At 35.0% G+C, this 17,983-nt stretch carries 13 protein-coding genes and 2 pseudogenes; 13 read left to right on the forward strand and 2 right to left on the reverse strand.

Features of this window, described 5'->3' with window-relative positions; translation table 11 throughout:
* Positions 1–632: 632 nt before the first annotated feature.
* From ACFWDE_RS14445 to ACFWDE_RS14475, 7 genes are all read left to right on the forward strand, one after another.
* Positions 633–1,055: a hypothetical protein gene (locus tag ACFWDE_RS14445; RefSeq protein WP_377892998.1), complete on the forward strand. Its 423-nt coding sequence runs from the start codon at positions 633–635 to the stop codon at positions 1,053–1,055.
* Positions 1,056–1,080: 25 nt separating this feature from the next.
* Positions 1,081–1,386 carry a WXG100 family type VII secretion target gene (locus ACFWDE_RS14450; RefSeq protein WP_070170403.1) on the forward strand — a complete coding sequence of 102 codons (306 nt, stop codon included), beginning with the start codon at positions 1,081–1,083 and terminating at the stop codon, positions 1,384–1,386.
* A gap of 22 nt (positions 1,387–1,408) precedes the next feature.
* The gene (locus tag ACFWDE_RS14455; RefSeq protein ID WP_377893000.1) at positions 1,409–2,128 is read left to right on the forward strand and encodes a DUF5081 family protein; all 720 of its coding nucleotides are present in this window, start codon (positions 1,409–1,411) and stop codon (positions 2,126–2,128) included.
* Positions 2,128–2,454, forward strand: coding sequence for an MFS transporter (locus ACFWDE_RS14460; RefSeq protein WP_377893001.1), 327 nt, complete (start codon positions 2,128–2,130; stop codon positions 2,452–2,454). The genes ACFWDE_RS14455 and ACFWDE_RS14460 overlap by 1 nt, the downstream gene beginning before the upstream one ends.
* Before the next feature lie 32 nt (positions 2,455–2,486).
* A complete protein-coding gene (locus tag ACFWDE_RS14465) occupies positions 2,487–4,283 on the forward strand; it encodes a hypothetical protein (protein ID WP_377893002.1) in 1,797 nt (598 codons plus the stop codon).
* A 37-nt stretch (positions 4,284–4,320) separates the two neighbouring features.
* On the forward strand, positions 4,321–4,725 hold the full coding sequence (locus tag ACFWDE_RS14470) for an immunity 22 family protein (protein WP_000431156.1): 405 nt from the start codon (positions 4,321–4,323) through the stop codon (positions 4,723–4,725).
* A gap of 770 nt (positions 4,726–5,495) precedes the next feature.
* Entirely contained in the window at positions 5,496–5,822 is a 327-nt protein-coding gene (locus tag ACFWDE_RS14475; protein ID WP_367964813.1) for a DUF3895 domain-containing protein, read from the forward strand.
* Positions 5,823–5,915: 93 nt separating this feature from the next.
* On the opposite strand, the pseudogene ACFWDE_RS14480 reads toward ACFWDE_RS14475, so the two are convergent.
* A pseudogene (locus ACFWDE_RS14480) lies at positions 5,916–6,493 on the reverse strand (DNA alkylation repair protein).
* 182 nt (positions 6,494–6,675) lie between these two features.
* On the opposite strand from ACFWDE_RS14480, the gene ACFWDE_RS14485 reads away from it, so the two are divergent.
* A complete protein-coding gene (locus ACFWDE_RS14485; protein ID WP_377893004.1) occupies positions 6,676–7,134 on the forward strand; it encodes a hypothetical protein in 459 nt (152 codons plus the stop codon).
* A 171-nt stretch (positions 7,135–7,305) separates the two neighbouring features.
* Here the strand turns inward: ACFWDE_RS14485 and ACFWDE_RS14490 are convergent, their stop codons facing one another.
* Positions 7,306–8,553 carry an MFS transporter gene (locus ACFWDE_RS14490; protein WP_377893005.1) on the reverse strand — a complete coding sequence of 416 codons (1,248 nt, stop codon included), beginning with the start codon at positions 8,551–8,553 and terminating at the stop codon, positions 7,306–7,308.
* A gap of 221 nt (positions 8,554–8,774) precedes the next feature.
* Between ACFWDE_RS14490 and ACFWDE_RS14495 the strand changes: the two are divergent.
* From ACFWDE_RS14495 to ACFWDE_RS14515, 5 genes and pseudogenes are all read left to right on the forward strand, one after another.
* Positions 8,775–9,356, forward strand: a pseudogene (locus tag ACFWDE_RS14495) (TetR/AcrR family transcriptional regulator).
* Positions 9,357–9,847: 491 nt separating this feature from the next.
* A complete protein-coding gene (locus ACFWDE_RS14500; RefSeq protein WP_377893042.1) occupies positions 9,848–10,555 on the forward strand; it encodes a DnaD domain-containing protein in 708 nt (235 codons plus the stop codon).
* Between the two features lie 110 nt (positions 10,556–10,665).
* A complete protein-coding gene (locus tag ACFWDE_RS14505; RefSeq protein ID WP_377893006.1) occupies positions 10,666–14,085 on the forward strand; it encodes a DUF4132 domain-containing protein in 3,420 nt (1,139 codons plus the stop codon).
* Positions 14,086–14,185: 100 nt separating this feature from the next.
* Positions 14,186–16,576, forward strand: a complete 2,391-nt coding sequence (locus tag ACFWDE_RS14510) for a penicillin acylase family protein (protein ID WP_377893008.1) — start codon at positions 14,186–14,188, stop codon at positions 16,574–16,576.
* A gap of 277 nt (positions 16,577–16,853) precedes the next feature.
* Positions 16,854–17,921 (forward strand): glycoside hydrolase family 113, encoded by a 1,068-nt coding sequence (locus tag ACFWDE_RS14515; protein ID WP_377893010.1) that lies wholly within the window; start codon positions 16,854–16,856, stop codon positions 17,919–17,921.
* Positions 17,922–17,983: the final 62 nt, after the last annotated feature.

A 17,983-nucleotide genomic window follows, 5' to 3' on the forward strand; every position in this document is an offset into this window, starting at 1 on the left:
TATGATAATTTAAGCACGTATGAACCGGTTATCGTGTACTAGTAAATAGCAACCTCGTGTGAAGCGATGTATGTATGAAGAACTTAAATTTATAAAAGAAGCAGTGAAAAAGGATCTGATATTCATATCAGATCCTTTTTCATTCGTAACATATAATACTTGCTTACATCTGCTTAACTAGGCTTTAGAGACTGCCTGCTTTCCAAATGCTACAATATTAACCTCGCCATCTTTTTTTGTTTTGGATGTTCGCTTTTCTTAGCTTGATAGACATGTGCAGAAATACATAGTCATATTAATCCCAGTGATTAAAGTTTCATTTATTGAAGAAAAATGCGAAAGCTTTTTATCCCGCATTAACGGGCAGTAAAACCCCCACCTCAAAACTCAGCAGGAGCAAAGGAGTTAGGAACTGCCCATAAACGCCCAATTGGTGAAGGCTAATAATCAGTGGGGGTGAACAAAACCCCCACTGATTAAAGTTTCACTTTATAAAATATGGAAATGTTAAAACCCCTTTGATAAAATAGCAATATGTAAAAATAATTATTTATTAATTCTTAATGTAATGAATATTCATGTTTAAATATACGAATTTAACTACATGGTTATTGTAATAAAGGGGGAGAAAGATGTTAGATGAATTGTATAATGCTTTTTTAAATGCATCGGGTTTTACAGAAAGCGCGAGGAAACGAGATCAGTATGATAAATTACATGATTATTTAAAAGATCAAGAAAGAGAGTTAAAACGATTCATTCAAGATGTTGAATCAGCGAAGAGAGATTATGAGAGTAAAAGTAATGGCTTAGAAGCTAATAAAATTCCGGCAGTTGAATTTGAACAAAAACGTCATGAAAAGGATGAAGAATTAAATACAGTACTATCCTATTTTAAGAGTGCATTAAGCGATGTTGAATCTGCGATAGGTACAGCTTATGCAAAGTATTTGGAATATAAAGCGAAAGCAGAAGCGGAGAAAGCGTCAGCATACGCTGCAGCGACCAAGGCTTTTGAAGAAAAGAAAAAGGAAATTGAAAATCTTATCCATTAAGCATACAAAGAATGGGGGAATCAACATGAGTGGTAAAGAGGTTGAAATTATAGGAAGTAACACTGCAAGTGCCATTTCTTACGCGCAAAATATTGAAAATGGTATGAAGGATTCTTTAAACCAAGCGAAAAACTTAAAAGCATATGTTACATGTGCGAACTGGAATGGAAAAACGAGAGATGCCTTTTTAAGTTATCTAGATTTAATCATTCAATATAATTCAGAAATGGTAGAGGCATTTGAAGGACATACGAAAGCTTTGAAAGAGTTAGATAAAAGTATTCAAACGTACGGAGATAGACCGGAAGTAAGGACGATAAAACAGTTGTGATGGAGAAATGAGGGATAAAAGAATGGGAAAAGAAATGAATTTTGCACCTGCTGAATTATATGTTCTCGCAGGTGCAGCTGGGGTTACGGATATATTTGGATTGCCAAACCGTGACGTAATTATTTTACTTGATGAAGAATGTGTCACAAAAGCAACTACGAGTTTAAAAGAAAAAGGCTTACTTACAAATGAAAACGGAATAACCCCTGCAGCTTTTCAAATTATTGAACTATTAAAGGAATATGAAAATTGTCATGAATACACGAGAATTAATAATGTATTAATTGGTTTTTTGAGACATGATAAAGATCGAGTGGCTGTATTAACAGAAGTAGAGCCAAATAAAAAATACGAGATCGACTACATACCAAAGCCAGACGTATATTTTTCCTTATTAACGCACATCCCTTTCTTGTTGAGAGAACCGAGGGAAATAGAAGGTACATTTTTCTCAAAGAGAATGACAGAAACAGAACAACAAACATTTGAGGAAAAAGATTTATCAAATAAAGACGTTATAGCGATGGAAACGTATACGAGGCCTCGGAGTAATAGAGGAGGAAAATGGGAATGTTTCTTATATTTCACTGAAGGAGAAGATTTCGTTCAAATAGATGTAGATCGTAATCGATATGACTGGGTGAGCCTCTATGCGGTTAATAAGAAATTGTATGACGTGTTAAAAATGCCGTATAAAAAATTAATTGACCCGAGACAATTCTCGTTAGGAGGTATTGAATAATGCAAGTATCAATGGGAGATGGCGGTTCTAGTGGTGGAGAAGAAGTATTAGTTAATTTTCAAGAACTACTTGATATAGTAATGAAGTTAGAAAACATATATACAATCCATGTAGACGTCATTGGAACGAATATTGAGAGTTTACTAAGCAGTAATTTTTATCAAAAAGGTGAAGCGATGAGAGTAATTGAAAAATATCCTGATATATTACACAAAACACTTGAATTGGCTGAACACTATTCTAGATCGGCGAAAGTTGTAGGAAATGTATGTGTAGAAATGCTTGAAAAGGACGAACAATTACGTGAAAGATTAAGTAAGTTGTAGAAATCACCATACGGCTGGGGGATGAAAACAAAATGGATGTGAAATATAGACCTGAACCATGGCAAGACATGGGAGATGGTATGAATCGAATTACAAAAGATGCACTCATGAAATTACGGGACGCAAATGAATTATTAAAAAGAATTGATGGAAGAATACGAGAATTAGACTCAGATGGTAGTATACATTTTAATCATAGAGATCAATCGCAAAAAATCGGGGAATTACTTGATAGCTATTCGACATTACAAAAATATTGCGGAGAAGCAGGGCGAGTGGTCTCTGAACATATAGATAAACCTTTTTTAATAGAAATGGATAAATTCACTCAAAAAATGAGGGATACATCTATTCTCAGTTTCACAACAAATAACCGAATTGGCTCTACAACAACGACAGTATTACCAGATGCGCACGCGGGTTACGGAAGTGTACCACAAACAATACAGACGAAGAAAGATAAAATAACAGTAGAAGATATTTTTAAAGATTCACCTGCATTTGATAACGTACTTAGAGCGGAATACAAAGAACTAAAAAAACAAAATCCAGATGCAAAACTAGATTATGAAGAATACAAGAAAGTAGTCCCATCCACACGAGGATTTGAATACAAATCGATAGAAGATGAACAGAAAAAACTAGAAATGATACGTGACATAGCAATAGGCGGAGGAATCATCATCGCAACAATCCTTTGCCCACCACTCGGCGCCGCTGCCGCAGTTGTATACGGCGCTGTACAAATAAAAAGTGGTATCGACGGAGAAGACTGGGGAACACACAGGAAATTGAGCCAAGAAGAGCGGGTAGGAAACATCATTTTTGGCGGATTAGATGCAATCCCAGTTGTTGGAGCGGTAGGAAAAGGAGTAAAAGCATTCAAAGGCACGAATGAATTAGCTGATTTAGCAAAATTATTAAAATTCAAAGAAGGAATCCCTGGTTTCAATCCGAATTTGGGTAAAAATGTGGTACAATCGCTTAAGGAAAATAATCTATTAAAAAATTTAAAAATACAAGTTTGGAAAACCGTAGATAAGATTAATGATGCAGACTATTTCATTAAAGGTCTAGTGGCAAAAGGTGTGGACTCCGTATCCCCATTCGTTAAAGGTGTAGAAATACTGCCAGATGGAAGTGTCGTTAGAACTGGAACGAACTATAGCGGAAAATTCCAAGAAGCCCATGATGCCTCTAAGGCGAGTATTCAGAGTAGGATCTCGAATTTGGAGAGTGGTGGGGTTAAGGGTACGGAAAAACTAAAACCTAGACCATTAAAGCCGACTAAAGATAGAGTTTCTTCTAGTAATAAGCAATCAAAGTTATATAAGGGACCAAAACGGTTAACTAACGCACAGCGTGCAAAGTTAATTAAAGATAATTTTGTTAAAGAAACCTCAAGAACAAGAACTTTTACGCCTCAAGATATGCCCGGCAATAAAGAATTTGCGAAGTGGTTTAATAATTTAACATTGGACGAATTTGAATTAGCGTGGGCTGATCAGAAGCTAAGGAGTATTATTGAAAGTAGAATTCGTTATCCGGGAGGGCTACATGAATGGCATTTAGTATCACGAGCACCTACTTTTAAATTGTGGGGAGTAAAAGCGGAAGATATTGCAGAGATGAGAACAATTATAGAAGACGTTCATTTTGTTAATCCAATAGGTAAACATGGTGATATAGGTTCTACTACAGCACATAATGAGTTGTTAAAAATTATTGATAGTTCTCTAGATTATAGTACATTTAAAAGAAGATTAAAAAATTGGGCACATTATAGATTGAAAGGTGGAATAAATTCATTACCTGAAGGCTTAAGATAAGTGATGTTACTATAATTTATATATAGGGGGATTCATTATGGAAAATCCAGGCGTAATGTCTTTATGGATAGGTAATTTTAGAACTAAGCAAAGTCTAAAAGAATATGTTGAAATTAAGTTTGATGAAGTTGGGGACAGAATTCAATCTAAATTCATGAGAGACTTTAATATTGATTTTATTGATTATAACCAAGATTTATTAGAGAGTACCTTGATAGAGGGTTCAACTACATCGTTGACTACCCTTTTAAGTGGTTCCTCTTACGAAGCGGAAATTTTATCACAATTTGTGGAACATTATGGGGAAGAATTGCCAGAAACCTATGATTCTGTTATTAGATTATATGATTTTGAGTACGATGGAGATATAGATGAAGTTAAATTTAAAAGTGGGAATTTAATTTATATGGGGTCAGTTGTATATGAGGAATGGGATGAATAGTTTGTGATTTAGTGAAGGAAACCAATACAATTAGCTATAGTAACTGCCTAAGTATTTATTACTGGACTTATAGGTTATATACTAGAGTGATAAAGCATGTGGTACTAAAATTGTATACACAGTCAGGTAAGGCATGAGAACGAAAAAGAATAGGCTGTTAAAAAGTAAAGACCTCATGATGGTTGTACCATCATAGAGTATTATGTGCAATGATAGAATAGAAAACGAAATACGAGTTTAGGCGAGATGACATTTTACTGTGCGACGAATACAAAGACATGGAATGGGCATAAAACTAACGAACTCGTACAAACTCGTAATTTTTAACGTAGTAGTTGTCACGACATATAAAAGGTGTCATACTGTTTCCATAAAACTTACAAATTTAATGCTACTTAAAAACATATGAACTTAAAGCACTTGATTGTCTATGAAAGGCAACAAGTGCTTTTTTGCGTTTTAGCGTAGAAATTTAACAGAGCACTATAATTTTATTATGTAAACTTTTTCTGTTTTTTCACATAGTGTATACAACTAACAAGGAGGGAAATGTTCACTATTATTTTCATTTCTATTATAACGAATTCTACAATAGAAGACAGAACGTATATTTGGTATAATTGAAACATACTATATGGAATTACGGACATGAGTTTGAAATTCATGTAATAAGGTAAGTACTACATAACAATAAATAATATTTAAAGTTCCAGTACATATAGGATTCAGTTCATGTTATATAAATCAATTGTGAGAAAGGAACAGATGTAATGAATCAAATTTCATTTGAAGATTTATTTGAAGAAGAAAAAGAAAAGGTGGAGGTAGCCGAGATACCCGTACCGTTATCGCCATTGCAAAAAGCTATTTTGGAATTACTTAATTCTGAAGAAATAAGTGCACTTGAGCTATGTGAACGATTAATACGATCTGGTAAAATACCCGATGAAAGATTCACTACGAATAAGCCGAAAGCATATGGGCAAGTATGCTTAATATTAGAGGGTTTTGTTACGGAAGGAAAGCTTATTTTTATCAAAAATGATGAGAAAAGAGATAGGGTATATAAATTGAAAGAAGAAGTTTCTAACGGATAAGATGTACAGTGGGAAATGAATGATTGGTTCCCCGTAACTTTTAATATCTACAAAAAGGGTGTCAATCTTGCTTAGATTGACACCTTTATACTTTTAACATCTTACATATTTACGTTTGAAACCAAGTCTTCCTCTATCAAGTTCTTTCTGAATACTTTCGTGAGCATTTAGCAAACTACTTTTTTGTTGTCACGTTTTACTTCAACTATACCAACTTCTTTTGCAGTCTCGACTGCCTTTTCGTGTAGTGGCACATATGAAATTGCCACAGTGTTTAGAAAATTATTCATAGAGGATTTTGCTTGTTATGGCGAATCATGAATTGTATTTTTCAACATTTCAAGCATATCGGAAATTTTGCTTTCGGAAAATTCATTGTCTTTGCGATTCCCTAAAAGCCAGCAGTAGCAACTCCAGCCTGCAGACATTCTAAGCTCGTCCCCACTTGCAATCCATTTATCAGCAACGTCTTGTGCAATATTTGATTCTGATAAAGTTATTGCTACTACATAATCAGACAGCATATAAAAATACGCCCCATCCATCCAACGATTAAAATCCGATTCACTCATAGCTTTTGGATTTGCAATAATGCCTGCAAAGTACATTGCATCGTAGTTACCTGTGGAATAAAGTTCCTCAGCTAACTCTTTCCATCTAGTTATAATCATGAGAATATTACATTAAGATAAACGGGAAAGAGACAAAATAGATGTATAACTTTCTGCATAGGTTTTTAAAGTGGGAGAATGTAAATAATATTTTATCTTTGGCACTTTCTCTGTAGTGTTATGTTATTATTTGGTAAGGGGATAAATGGAATTTAAAGTTAAACATGTGAGGTTGGTTACAAATGATAAAGAAATTTACTAGAGTAGTATTAACGGCGGTTATGCCAATCGGTCTTATTGCGGGGTGTGGAACTGCTGAAAAAACTGAAGCAGAAGAGCCGAAAGCGGTACAAGCGGAGAAAAAGGATTATACGGATTACTCATATGGTAGCAAAGGTATATTAGTAAGCGGAAAAACGAAAGAACGTCTACAATACGAGGTTGGGTATAGGGATGATAACAAGTTAATTGGGATTGATGAAAATATTGAGGACTGTATTATTTTAGATAATAAAGATGAAGCAGGTTACATTTGGAAACAAATAGAGCGCGGATCTATTATTGAAGTGCAATATGGTAAGGACCGCAAAGACATCGTAGGGGTACAATTAGTAGGAGATCGTAAGCCATACGAAATTAGTGATAAGTTTGATCGAAATACGATAAATGAGATTGTTGGACAAGTTAAAGGTAATTTGTAATAGATGTATTTCGCTAGTATATGATCTATTATTATGAAATGGCGAATCGCATACATAAAAGTTTGGAATCAACGGCATTTTTAATATGAAAATGCCGTTGATTTATTTTGAAAAGTAAATGCTATTCTATAGTCTTGTAGAAAAACACGTATTAAAAAATACACAAATGAATTATTCTTCTTTTAGTTTTGATGATCGCCGTAAGGTCATTGTCCAGAATAAAAGAGCACAAGCACTAACGGATGCACCTAATATACATACTCCGTTCCATCCGTAGCTTGCATAAATGTTTGTGGAAAGAATTGCACCTGTAGCACTGCCGATAGAATAGAAAACCATATAACTAGCAGTGAGCCGACTTCTCGCTTCAGGACGCACTGTGAAAAGTATACTTTGGTTCGTGACATGTACAGCTTGCACAGCTAAATCTAAAAGGATAACACCGGTAACTAGTAGGAATAGAGAATGGTTCATTAATTTAATGAGGAGCCATGAAAGTAATAATAAGGATAAGGCTATGCCGGTAGTTCTTTCTCCCAATCCGCGATCAGCGAGTTGTCCGGCCTTAGTGGCAGCTAATGCACCAGCAACTCCAGCAAGACCAAATGCTCCGATAGCTGTATGTGATAGATTATATGGTGCAGCACTTAGAGGTAAAACTAATGAAGTCCATAAAATACTGAAGGAAGTAAAAATAAGCAATGCTAATATTCCGCGAATACGTAAGATCCTTTCTTCTACAAATAATAAGAGAACAGAACGTAATAATTTACGATAGGTCATAGCTGCTTTTTTATGTTCAAGATTAGGTAAATTACGATATAACAAACCAATTACGAAGAGCATAAGTACAGCAGAGGTAAGATAAACGGAACGCCATCCCGCTAAATCTGTTAATGTTCCGGCAAATGTACGTGCAAGTAGAATTCCTATTACGACACCACTCGTAACGAAACCTACTATTCGCCCACGGTCTTTTGGGTTAGCTAAAATGGATGCGTATGCGACGAGTGTCTGCGTAACAGTCGCAAGAATTCCGACTAAGGCCATACCTATAAAAAGTACGGTACTTGAAGGAGCGACTCCAACCACAATTAAAGCGAAAACGGATAAAAGCATTTGAACAATAATAAGTCTTTTTTGGTTTAACAAATCACCAAGTGGAACTAATAAAAGTAATCCGAGTGCATAACAAACTTGAGTAATCGTAATAACGACACCAATAGTTGAATGGTTGATCTTAAACTCAGCTGATAAAGAATCAAGTAGAGGATGAGCGAAGTATATATTCGCCACAGCCATCCCGCAAGCTATTGAAAATAATAGAGTTATATAGCGGGGCATGATTGTATTGATAGGTAATTGGAACTGATCATTATTCTGAGTAAGAGCAGTTGTCATTTTTTCTTTAACATCCATAATATCATCTCCTTTTGTTTTTAAAATAATGTACCAAACGGTATGTTATTTTGTAAGTAAAATATAATCAAGGATAAGTTAATATGTCAAGTGAATTGTAAAGTGATTTCAGTTTCTTTTGACATATAATTTATAATTTAATCCGATATATAATATACTGATTAGTACATAAAAACGTGATTTATAATTTAGAAAACAGATGAAGAAAGAGGAGGGGTTAGATGGATCGACTACGTGAATTTGATAAAGAAAAAGCTTTGGATGCTGCTATGCAACTTTTTTGGGAGAAAGGATACGCTACTACTTCATTAAGTGATCTAACTGCTAGAATGGAAATACAAAGACCGAGTTAATATGCAGCATTTGGTGATAAAGAAGGGCTGTTTGAAGCTGCACTACGGAGATACACAAATATACATGCGACTAGCATTCGAACAAAACTTCAAAAAGAACAATCTGTAAAAAAGGCCATTCGTACATTTTTTGAAGATATGGTGGAAGAGGAATATAAAAGAGAATCAAATAAAGGCTGTTTTTGTATTAACACAATGGTGGAGCTTTCTCCTCATAATGAAAAATTTGAAGTGTTGACTAGAGAACATCAAATGTATCTTTCAGTTATATTTCAAGAATTGATCGCCAAAGGTATTCAGTCTGGAGAACTGCAAAGTGATGTGAATGCTAAAGCATTAGCACAAACGCTAGTCACTTCATTAATTGGATTAACAGTGTTAATGAAATCTCGTCCAGAACGTTCAGTTGTAGATAATTCGGTATGTATCATATTATCGTTACTAAAATAAATGTAACAGAATTGTATTTCAATCAACTATGTCGATTATAGAAAATTTTATTTATAAACTTTCAACCTTAAAGCACTGAATTGTCTACGAAGGCAACAAGTGCTTTTTGTTTTCGGGTAAATATGAGCAGGTAAATCATAATGGTTGTCTGCAATGTATGAAGATTGTTGGAGACATTTGTAATTAGACATCAGATAAGAGGGGAATGAAAATACTATATAAGCCCCTTCAAAGCCCCTCATAAGCACCTATCAAGTAATAAATCACTAAGAAAAAACAAAACAAAAACAACTACAAGAACAAAAAAGCGCGAAAAAATAAAACCGGGGTAGTAGTAGTAAAAAAAATTGAAATTCGAATGCCAAAACCGTTACCTCATTCTTATATTTATATTGAAGGATTGGAATTTTCCTATTTGCTAGTAAAGAGTGGAGGGAAAACTGATGGCGGTGTACCGTAATGTGCAGGTGAATTTTTGGTAAGATGAATTCATTTTAGATTTAACGCCAGAAGAGCGTTATTTTTACATATATTTGTTAACTGGTACGAAAACGAAGCAATGTGGTATTTACATATTGCCAAAGCGTTTAGCAGAGCTTGAAACTGGTTACAGTATGGAAACTGTTGAGAAGTTATTGAACCGGTTTGTGGAATACGGGAAGATTTTATATGATACGGAAACGAAAGAGTTATTCATTATAAATTGGTTACACTATAATCCTATTTTTAATGCGAACATAGAGAAATGTGTATTACGTGAGCTGAAAACGGTGAAAAGTAAAGAGTTCCTACATAAGTTTTTACGTAAATGTCTTGAAGCAGAATGCAAGATTCCATTATTACTTCAGTATTTTGGTATGCCGGCAGAAGAGGATAATAGTAGTTTACAAGTAGTTGCTGAGGAGGAAGATATAGAAAAGGATACTTCGCATAGTGAAGTTTATAAATTTTACGAACAAAATATAAGTAGTCTATCTCTATATATCGTGAAGGAATTGAAAGAGTGGATACAAAAAGTTTCAGGAGAGACAGTACTAGAGGCACTTAAAATTGCGTTTGAGAATAATAAGGGGACGTTCGCTTATGTGCAGGGGATTTTGAGGAATTGGTGTAGAAAAAAGTGGGGGAATTCTAGTGAAGAAAAGTGTGTAATGGGAAGTTTAGAGAGAAGGAGAAGTGTTTTGAGTAGTGTGTTTTAATTTACATTAATTTAACATAGAATGTATGTTCGTTTTTATTAGTTTTATGCTATACTACAATTAAATAAGGGTATTTTTATAGTAGATAAAAAGATGCGGGGGAACAAAGTTTGACTACAAATACAGCTCAGTTGTTTCAATATATTCATATGACAGAAGAACAGGAACAATTATCATTACGTTATTTAAAAACGAGAGAAGAAGCGATTTTAAATAATATTGAACTAACGACAATTAGAGATCAAAAAAGAAGCGATTTTGCAAATCAGTTTATAAATGATTTTAGGAAAGTATATAAACAAGATCCGGCTTTCTTTCGGTTATTTTATTATTTGTTAGGGGAGCAATTGTTAAATGTTCTTATAATAAGGTTTAAATATGTGGATTTTGCTAATATGAAGATTTATTTAGAAAAAAGTGCACTTCCATTGGATAAACTTGTAGTAATTGCGTGTAAATATTTAACTAATATTTCAAGTTATGTGAATGAGGCGTATGGTTTTCTTAAAGGGCTAACAAAAGAGAACCCGAACTATATAGAGGAACAATTACACACTTTGCCAAATCAGCAGCAATTATCGTTACTTCTCGTAATGTTTGAAGTAGATTATGAGAGATTCCGTACATACAGTTTTTTATTGGACGAGAGATTAGAAGAACATGCTGAATTTATATTGAATTTGAATGGAGAAAAGGAAAAGATTGAAGCAGTTGAAAGATATATAAAAGGTGAAAGTGATAGGGAATTATTTTTAGGTGGAAATTTACCAGAATATATTTGGCGACTATTATTTAGTATTCATCAGTATTCAAATATTGCGAGGCGGTATGTTGAAATATTAGCGAAGAAAAACGTTTGGGGTTTTATGAATCATGCTACGCGTTACGTGTGTCAAGCTCTCAATCAGCCTCAAAACTATAAAAGAACTGGCAGTGTAAATAAGAAAACGTATGATGAAATTCAAAGTTTTTGTAAACAGTTCTGGATTTCTGAGGAAAGATTTTTTGCGCATCGTCTGAGGCAACATGATTTAAATAATGAGGAATTTTGTAAGACGTATGAATATGAAATGCTATGCTTCATGGCGGAAGAAAACTCTGAATTTGTTCAACGTACTTTGCAATATGTAAGTAAAATTAATTATCTCATTATCGCACGAACGTTAACTGAAAAAGGACATGAGTTAAATAGAGGGAAAATGCGAGAAGAATTTTTTGTCGCTGCTTTGCAAATTAAATTGTCTACAATACGTGACACATATCGTGATTATTTATTAGGGAAAGTGTCACTTGATGATATGAAGCAAATACTTAAAAATCTGAAATTTAGAAGTATGTATTGGGGTATGCCAGTGTTAGAGGTTGTACTCCTTTGGGATATAGATGATGTAGCGAAGAGGGAAGCTGTACTTACACTACAATTCGGAGATGATGATAGTGTTAATTTATACGAACTTCTTTACGAATGTTCTGTCAGAGGGATAGAACCGAAACAAGTATTAGAAGATCTTCTTTCGTATGGGTTAAGTAAGGAAAAGCTTATCGCTTATGCAGTTGAACAAGCTGCATGCTACAGTGAAGAGAGAAATAAGGAGAAGGAAGCGCTTGTTCATGTCATTGTAAAAGAACAAGCGTACATCATTGAACGATTTGATGAGTATTCTGCTGTGGCCAAAGCGTATATTTTAGAAGAGTTAGCAAGGGATAATATGATTAAAATGCGTCCAATTTTAATCAAAAACTTAGGGGATTCATCTAAAAAAATGCGTGAGTCTGTAGTGAAAATTCTTTCAAAAGATGTAGGAGCTGCGGCAGATGTAGCAGCTGAACTTCATAATAAAAAGAAAATTGTTCGTGAAAATGTGATGAAAATACTAATAGAGTATAAGATTGAAAAATATATACAACTTGTACAGGAAGCTTTACAAGAAAAGAAGAATGCTTCTTTTGTTGAGAAATTTGCTCCGTTACTTGAAGTGGATGGAGATTCAGAAAATATAGAAGAACTTTGCAGTCGTATAGTAACGGAACAAAAAAGAAATTCATTTGTGCAATGGATTGGGAACGAACCACAAATTCGTCTTCGTAATTTAGATGAAATAGCAGATGCAACAATTCCGTTAGCCTATTTACAACAGTATATTTCAGATTCTGTCATTGAGAAGAAAGATGCGGCTGAAGTAATTAGTACTATTTTGAATGAACAAGACTTGAAGGAATATGTACAAGAAATATATCAAGTATGGATTTCTCAAGATGCAGATGTGAAGAAACGTGGTATTCTTTCGTTATATGGCATGTATAGTGATGATAAAATGGTCGGTATACTTAAAAAGAAAATTGATGAATGGGTGCTTGATATGAGAGGAAAGATTGCAGCAGATGCTGTTCGGGCTCTAGGGTTGTCCTCATCTAAGCTTGCACTTGTGTCTATTCATGCGATGGCATTTAAATATAAGCATAAGTTAGTGCGTAATGCGGCAAAAGAAGCACTAAGTCTTGCTGCGAAAACACGTGGTATAACAGAAGAAGAGTTGGAAGATCAACTGGCACCAGATCTTGGCTTCAATATAAGTGGTGAGAAGGAGATTGATTTTGGGAATAGATGTTTTACTGCTATTTTAACTTCTGAGTCAAAAATTGAATTAGAGACAGAAGAAGGAAAACGTATGAAGTCACTTCCAAAGCCGAATGCAAAAGATGATATAGAAAAAGCTGAAGAGGCTAAGAAAGAGTTAGCCGTATTAAAGAAAGAACTTCGAAGTGCCCTTTCCATGCAGAAACAACGTTTGGAAGACGCTCTATCACGAAAACGCTACTGGTCATATGATACGTGGAAATCGGTATTTTTGGAAAATCCAATTATGAAGCAATTTGCTATTTCGCTTGTTTGGGGTGAATATACGGAAGGAACGTTGCGGAAAATGTTCCGTTACGTGGAGGATGGTTCGTTTTATTCAATGATAGGAGAGAATCATGAACTTTCACCTGGAAATGTTATTGGTTTAATTCATCCGTTAGAATTATCAGGAGCGGAAAAGGAGCTATGGAAAAAGAAACTGACAAATTCCGGAATTGTGCAGCCATTTCTACAAATTGAACGGCCAGTGTTTGTAGTAGAGGAAAATGATAAGATTGATGTTGAGAGATTTGGCGGTATTTTATTAAATGGTCGCTCGTTATTTGGTAAGATGACCAAACTTGGATGGACTCGCGGATCGGTTCAAGATGGCGGTGTTTATTATACATTTTATAAAGAAGATACTCGCACTGGATTAGGGGCGCAACTATCATTTAGCGGGGCGCCGATTGGATATGAAGGTGAAGAAGATGTATGTGTATTTGAGATTCAATTTTATAAAGCGGGTACAGTGAACCGTGGTTCATATGAATATGACGAAATTGATGATGAGAGACGCATTGTACCAAAACAAGTAGATAAGCGCTTCTTTAGTGAAGTATTATATGATGTGCAATTAGCGACCGAGTCAAATCTTGGTCATAATGAAAGCTGGCGTAACAAACGTTAAGAATTCCCCCTTCATTTGTAGGAAAATGAAGGGGGTTTTTCAAGTTTTTAAAAGGTTCTTCCTTAAATAGAAGCGAATAGTTTGAGAAAGGAGGGGTTATATGGAAGTCGTTATAAAGAAGAAACGAACTAGAGGTAAGAAAATTTTTATTTGGTCTAGTAGTATCGTTCTTTTGTTAGTTATTTGTACAGTGATTTTTTTGAACATATATACGCTTAGATCTGTGCCAAAGATAGATGGAACGATAAAGCTAGAGGATTTACAACATGCTGTTACGGTAAAGCGAGATAGTAAAGGGGTACCGCATATTAAAGCGGAAAATGCACATGATTTATATTTTTCACAAGGGTATGTACAAGCGCAAGATCGTTTGTTTCAAATGGATTTAAGTAGAAGGCAAGCTTCTGGGATGTTGAGTGAAGTTGTAGGGGAAGCAGCTGTTGATCGAGATAAGTTGTTTCGAACGCTCGGTTTACGGCGAGCGGCCGAAGCGTCCGTTAGTCAATATGATGGGGAAGCGAAATATGCCCTGCAGTCATTTGCTGATGGGGTGAACGCTTTTATACGCGAGGCAAAAGAGGAAAAGAGATTGCCGGTTGAGTTTACTATATTAGGTTATGAGCCTACTGAGTGGTCAATCGTGGATTCTTTAACGATTGGAAAGTATATGGCGTTTGATTTAGGCGGACATTGGCACGGACAGGCGTTTCGATATTGGGCACTGAAAAATCTACCTAAAGAGCAAGCAAATGAGCTATTTCCTACATATCCGAAAGATGCGCCTAGATTGCTAGCTGAACTGAAAAATACAAATGTGAATGTAGCACAAAGTTTTGCAAAAGCGATCATTCCACCAGAGTTTAATGGTAGTAATAACTGGGTCATAAGCGGTGAGAAGAGTGCGTCTGGTAAGCCGATTTTAGCGGATGATCCTCATTTATCTCTTGCGACGCCTTCTATTTGGTATCAATCACAACTTGAAATGAAAGATTTACATGTGAGTGGCGTTATTTTTGCGGGAGTGCCAGGTGTTATATTAGGTCACAATGACAAAATAGCATGGGGCGTTACGAATACAGGTCCTGATGTGCAAGATTTATATATTGAGAAGAAAAATCCTAATAATGAAAATGAATTTTTGTATAACGATAAGTGGGAAAAAGCTACAGTTGTTGATGAATCTATTAAAGTAAAAGGCGGGAAAACAATTCCGTATAACGTTACAGTTACGAGGCATGGTCCAGTCATTTCAGAGTTTGCGGATAAAGGAAAAGAGAAAACGAAAACAGTATTCGCTTTGAAATGGACTGCTTTGGAACCTTCCGCTGAATTAAAGGCTGTATTAAATATGAATAAAGCGAAAGATTGGAATGAGTTTGAAACTGCACTTCAAGATTTTCATACACCAACTCAAAACTTTGTGTTTGCATCAAACGACGGCACAATTGCTTATAAAGCGAATGGAAATATACCGATACGTAAAAAAGGTGATGGTAGTTTGCCAGTGCCAGGATGGACAGATGAATATGAATGGGAAGGGTATATCCCATTTGATCAGCTTCCGAAAGTAATAAATCCAAAACAAGGGTTTATTTCAACTGCAAATAATAAAATTGTTGATGATAATTATCCGTACCATATTAGTAATACGTGGGCGCAACCGTACAGGCAAATGCGTATTCAAGAGTTTTTGCAAGAGAAGGATAAGTATACGGTAAAAGATTTAGAAGAGTTACAGATGGATCAAAAAAATTTATACGGGAAAGAGTTTACTCCTATATTTTTAAAGGAGTTAAATAAGACATCTTTATCAGATGTAGAGAAAGAGGGAGTAAAAGAATTATCGAAGTGGAATTTTTACGATAGTAAAGATGAAGCGGCACCATTAATTTTCCATTTGTTAATGAAAGAGATTTCGAATACGTTATTTTCAAAAGAAATACCGAAAGATGTGATGGAGTTATTTGAAGGGAAGTCACAAGTTGTTGATGAATTGATTCGAAAAGAAGCAGCAGGAGAAAATAGCGCTTGGTTTACGAAGTACGGAGGCTTCACAAAAGTTGTGCATACATCGTATGAGAATGTAATGAAGAAATTACAGAAGGAATATGGACCAGATGTTGCGGAGTGGAAGTGGGGCGATTACCATCAACTTGCTTTTACACACCCAATTTCAAAATCGTCTAGTATGTTAGCACTACTTGCATTTAATCGTGAAAAACCAGTTCCAATTGGCGGAAGCCAAGTTACCGTTCAAGCAGCGAGTTACGGAGATAACGGTATTGTCAATCACGGAGCTTCTTGGCGATTCGTTATTGATACGAAAGATATGTCAAACGGTTATCATATCGTAGGACCAGGACAATCGGGACATTTTAGAAGTGATTGGTATCATGATCAAATAGATGATTGGGTGAACGGTGAGTATCATACGACTACTTTGAATACAGATGGAATTGAAGGGAAAGTATTAACTTTACAGCCGCGATAATGTTAGAAGGGATTCTTACTATATGTAAGGGTCTCTTATTTATAATGGTGACAAAATTTGACCCAACTAAGTTACTAGAAGGAAGACAATGATTTCAATCGTGAGAAGATAAGAAAAAAGAGCGGAAAGCCGCGCCTTTTTTATTTATCTTACTATTTTTAGGGGAATTATAGGGATAATACTTTTATTAATGAAAATTTCATTTAATTTTTTCTGGAATATATGTGAAACGTTGTATAAAATAATCAAGAAAGCCAAAAATTATAGGGGGAAACTTGTGAAGAAAAGTAAGAGTTTAGTAAGTATTTTAGGAGTGTGTATCATGTTGTTTTCTTTTTGTTTCCAAGGAAATGTACAGGCAGATGTAAATACTGTTCAATCTGGAAAAATAAAATCAGGAAACGTAACGGTATGGGAAGTAGGAAATGTAGCGAAAGTGTTAGCTGATGCAGAACGCTTGAATTTAAATACGGTGAATGTACCTATTCAAGTAGATATTCCGGATGTGAATTCGGCTAATATGGTAATTAATCAGGCGCAAAAGAAACAAGCTATTATTTTAATTCAAGAATTATTAAAGCGTAATATACAAGTTATAGTGGAACCATTCCCGTTTATTCAGCAAGGAAATATTGGAGAGACGGAATGGAACCCGAGTAATATTAACGATTTCTTCTGGAATTGGAAAACGGTTGTTTTACAAGATATTTTTGATTCCATTACTAGTAAATACAATGTGTATGGACTCAAGATTGCTTCTAATTTCGTGAATATGGAATATGCAGAAGGATACTGGAGCGATACAATTGATTTTGTTCGTAAACAGTATAAAGGAAATGTTTTGTATCAAATGAACTGGTGGTTAACAGCAAGTTGGGATCCATCTTATGAAGCGAAGTTTCTAGCAAAAATAAATCGCCCGTATTTAAAAAAGGTGGACATCGTAAGTATTGATAGTTGGTTTGAAGTTTCAGGCGAAAGAAATCCATCATACGAAGAAGTAAAACAAAGTTTATTTGCGACGACAGTATACAATCGTGGTCAAAATGTCGTGCAGCAACTTGAGAAATTACATAAAACAACAGGAAAGCCAGTGTATTTTGGTGGATTTAACGTTCCAGCACGTGAACTTGGCTTGCAAAATCCGTGGAACCCAGATGTTACGAATGTTTTTTCAAAAGATGTACAACTTAACGGGTGGCGTGCTTACCGAGATGTATTAGAACCTAAGCCGTATTTTAAAGGTTTTTCAATTTGGTTTATTGGCTCTAATGATAGTAATCATTCATATCAAATACATAGTAAAGAAGCAGAGGCAGTTATTAACGGTTGGTACCGAAAATAAATTTTTGAAAATAGGCAAGTTTTTAAGTATAGTACATATATTTTAGTGAAAGGCCTTTCACC

The organism is Bacillus sp. NPDC060175, from assembly GCF_042728695.1.
In the GTDB taxonomy this organism is placed as follows: Bacteria; Bacillota; Bacilli; order Bacillales; family Bacillaceae_G; genus Bacillus_A.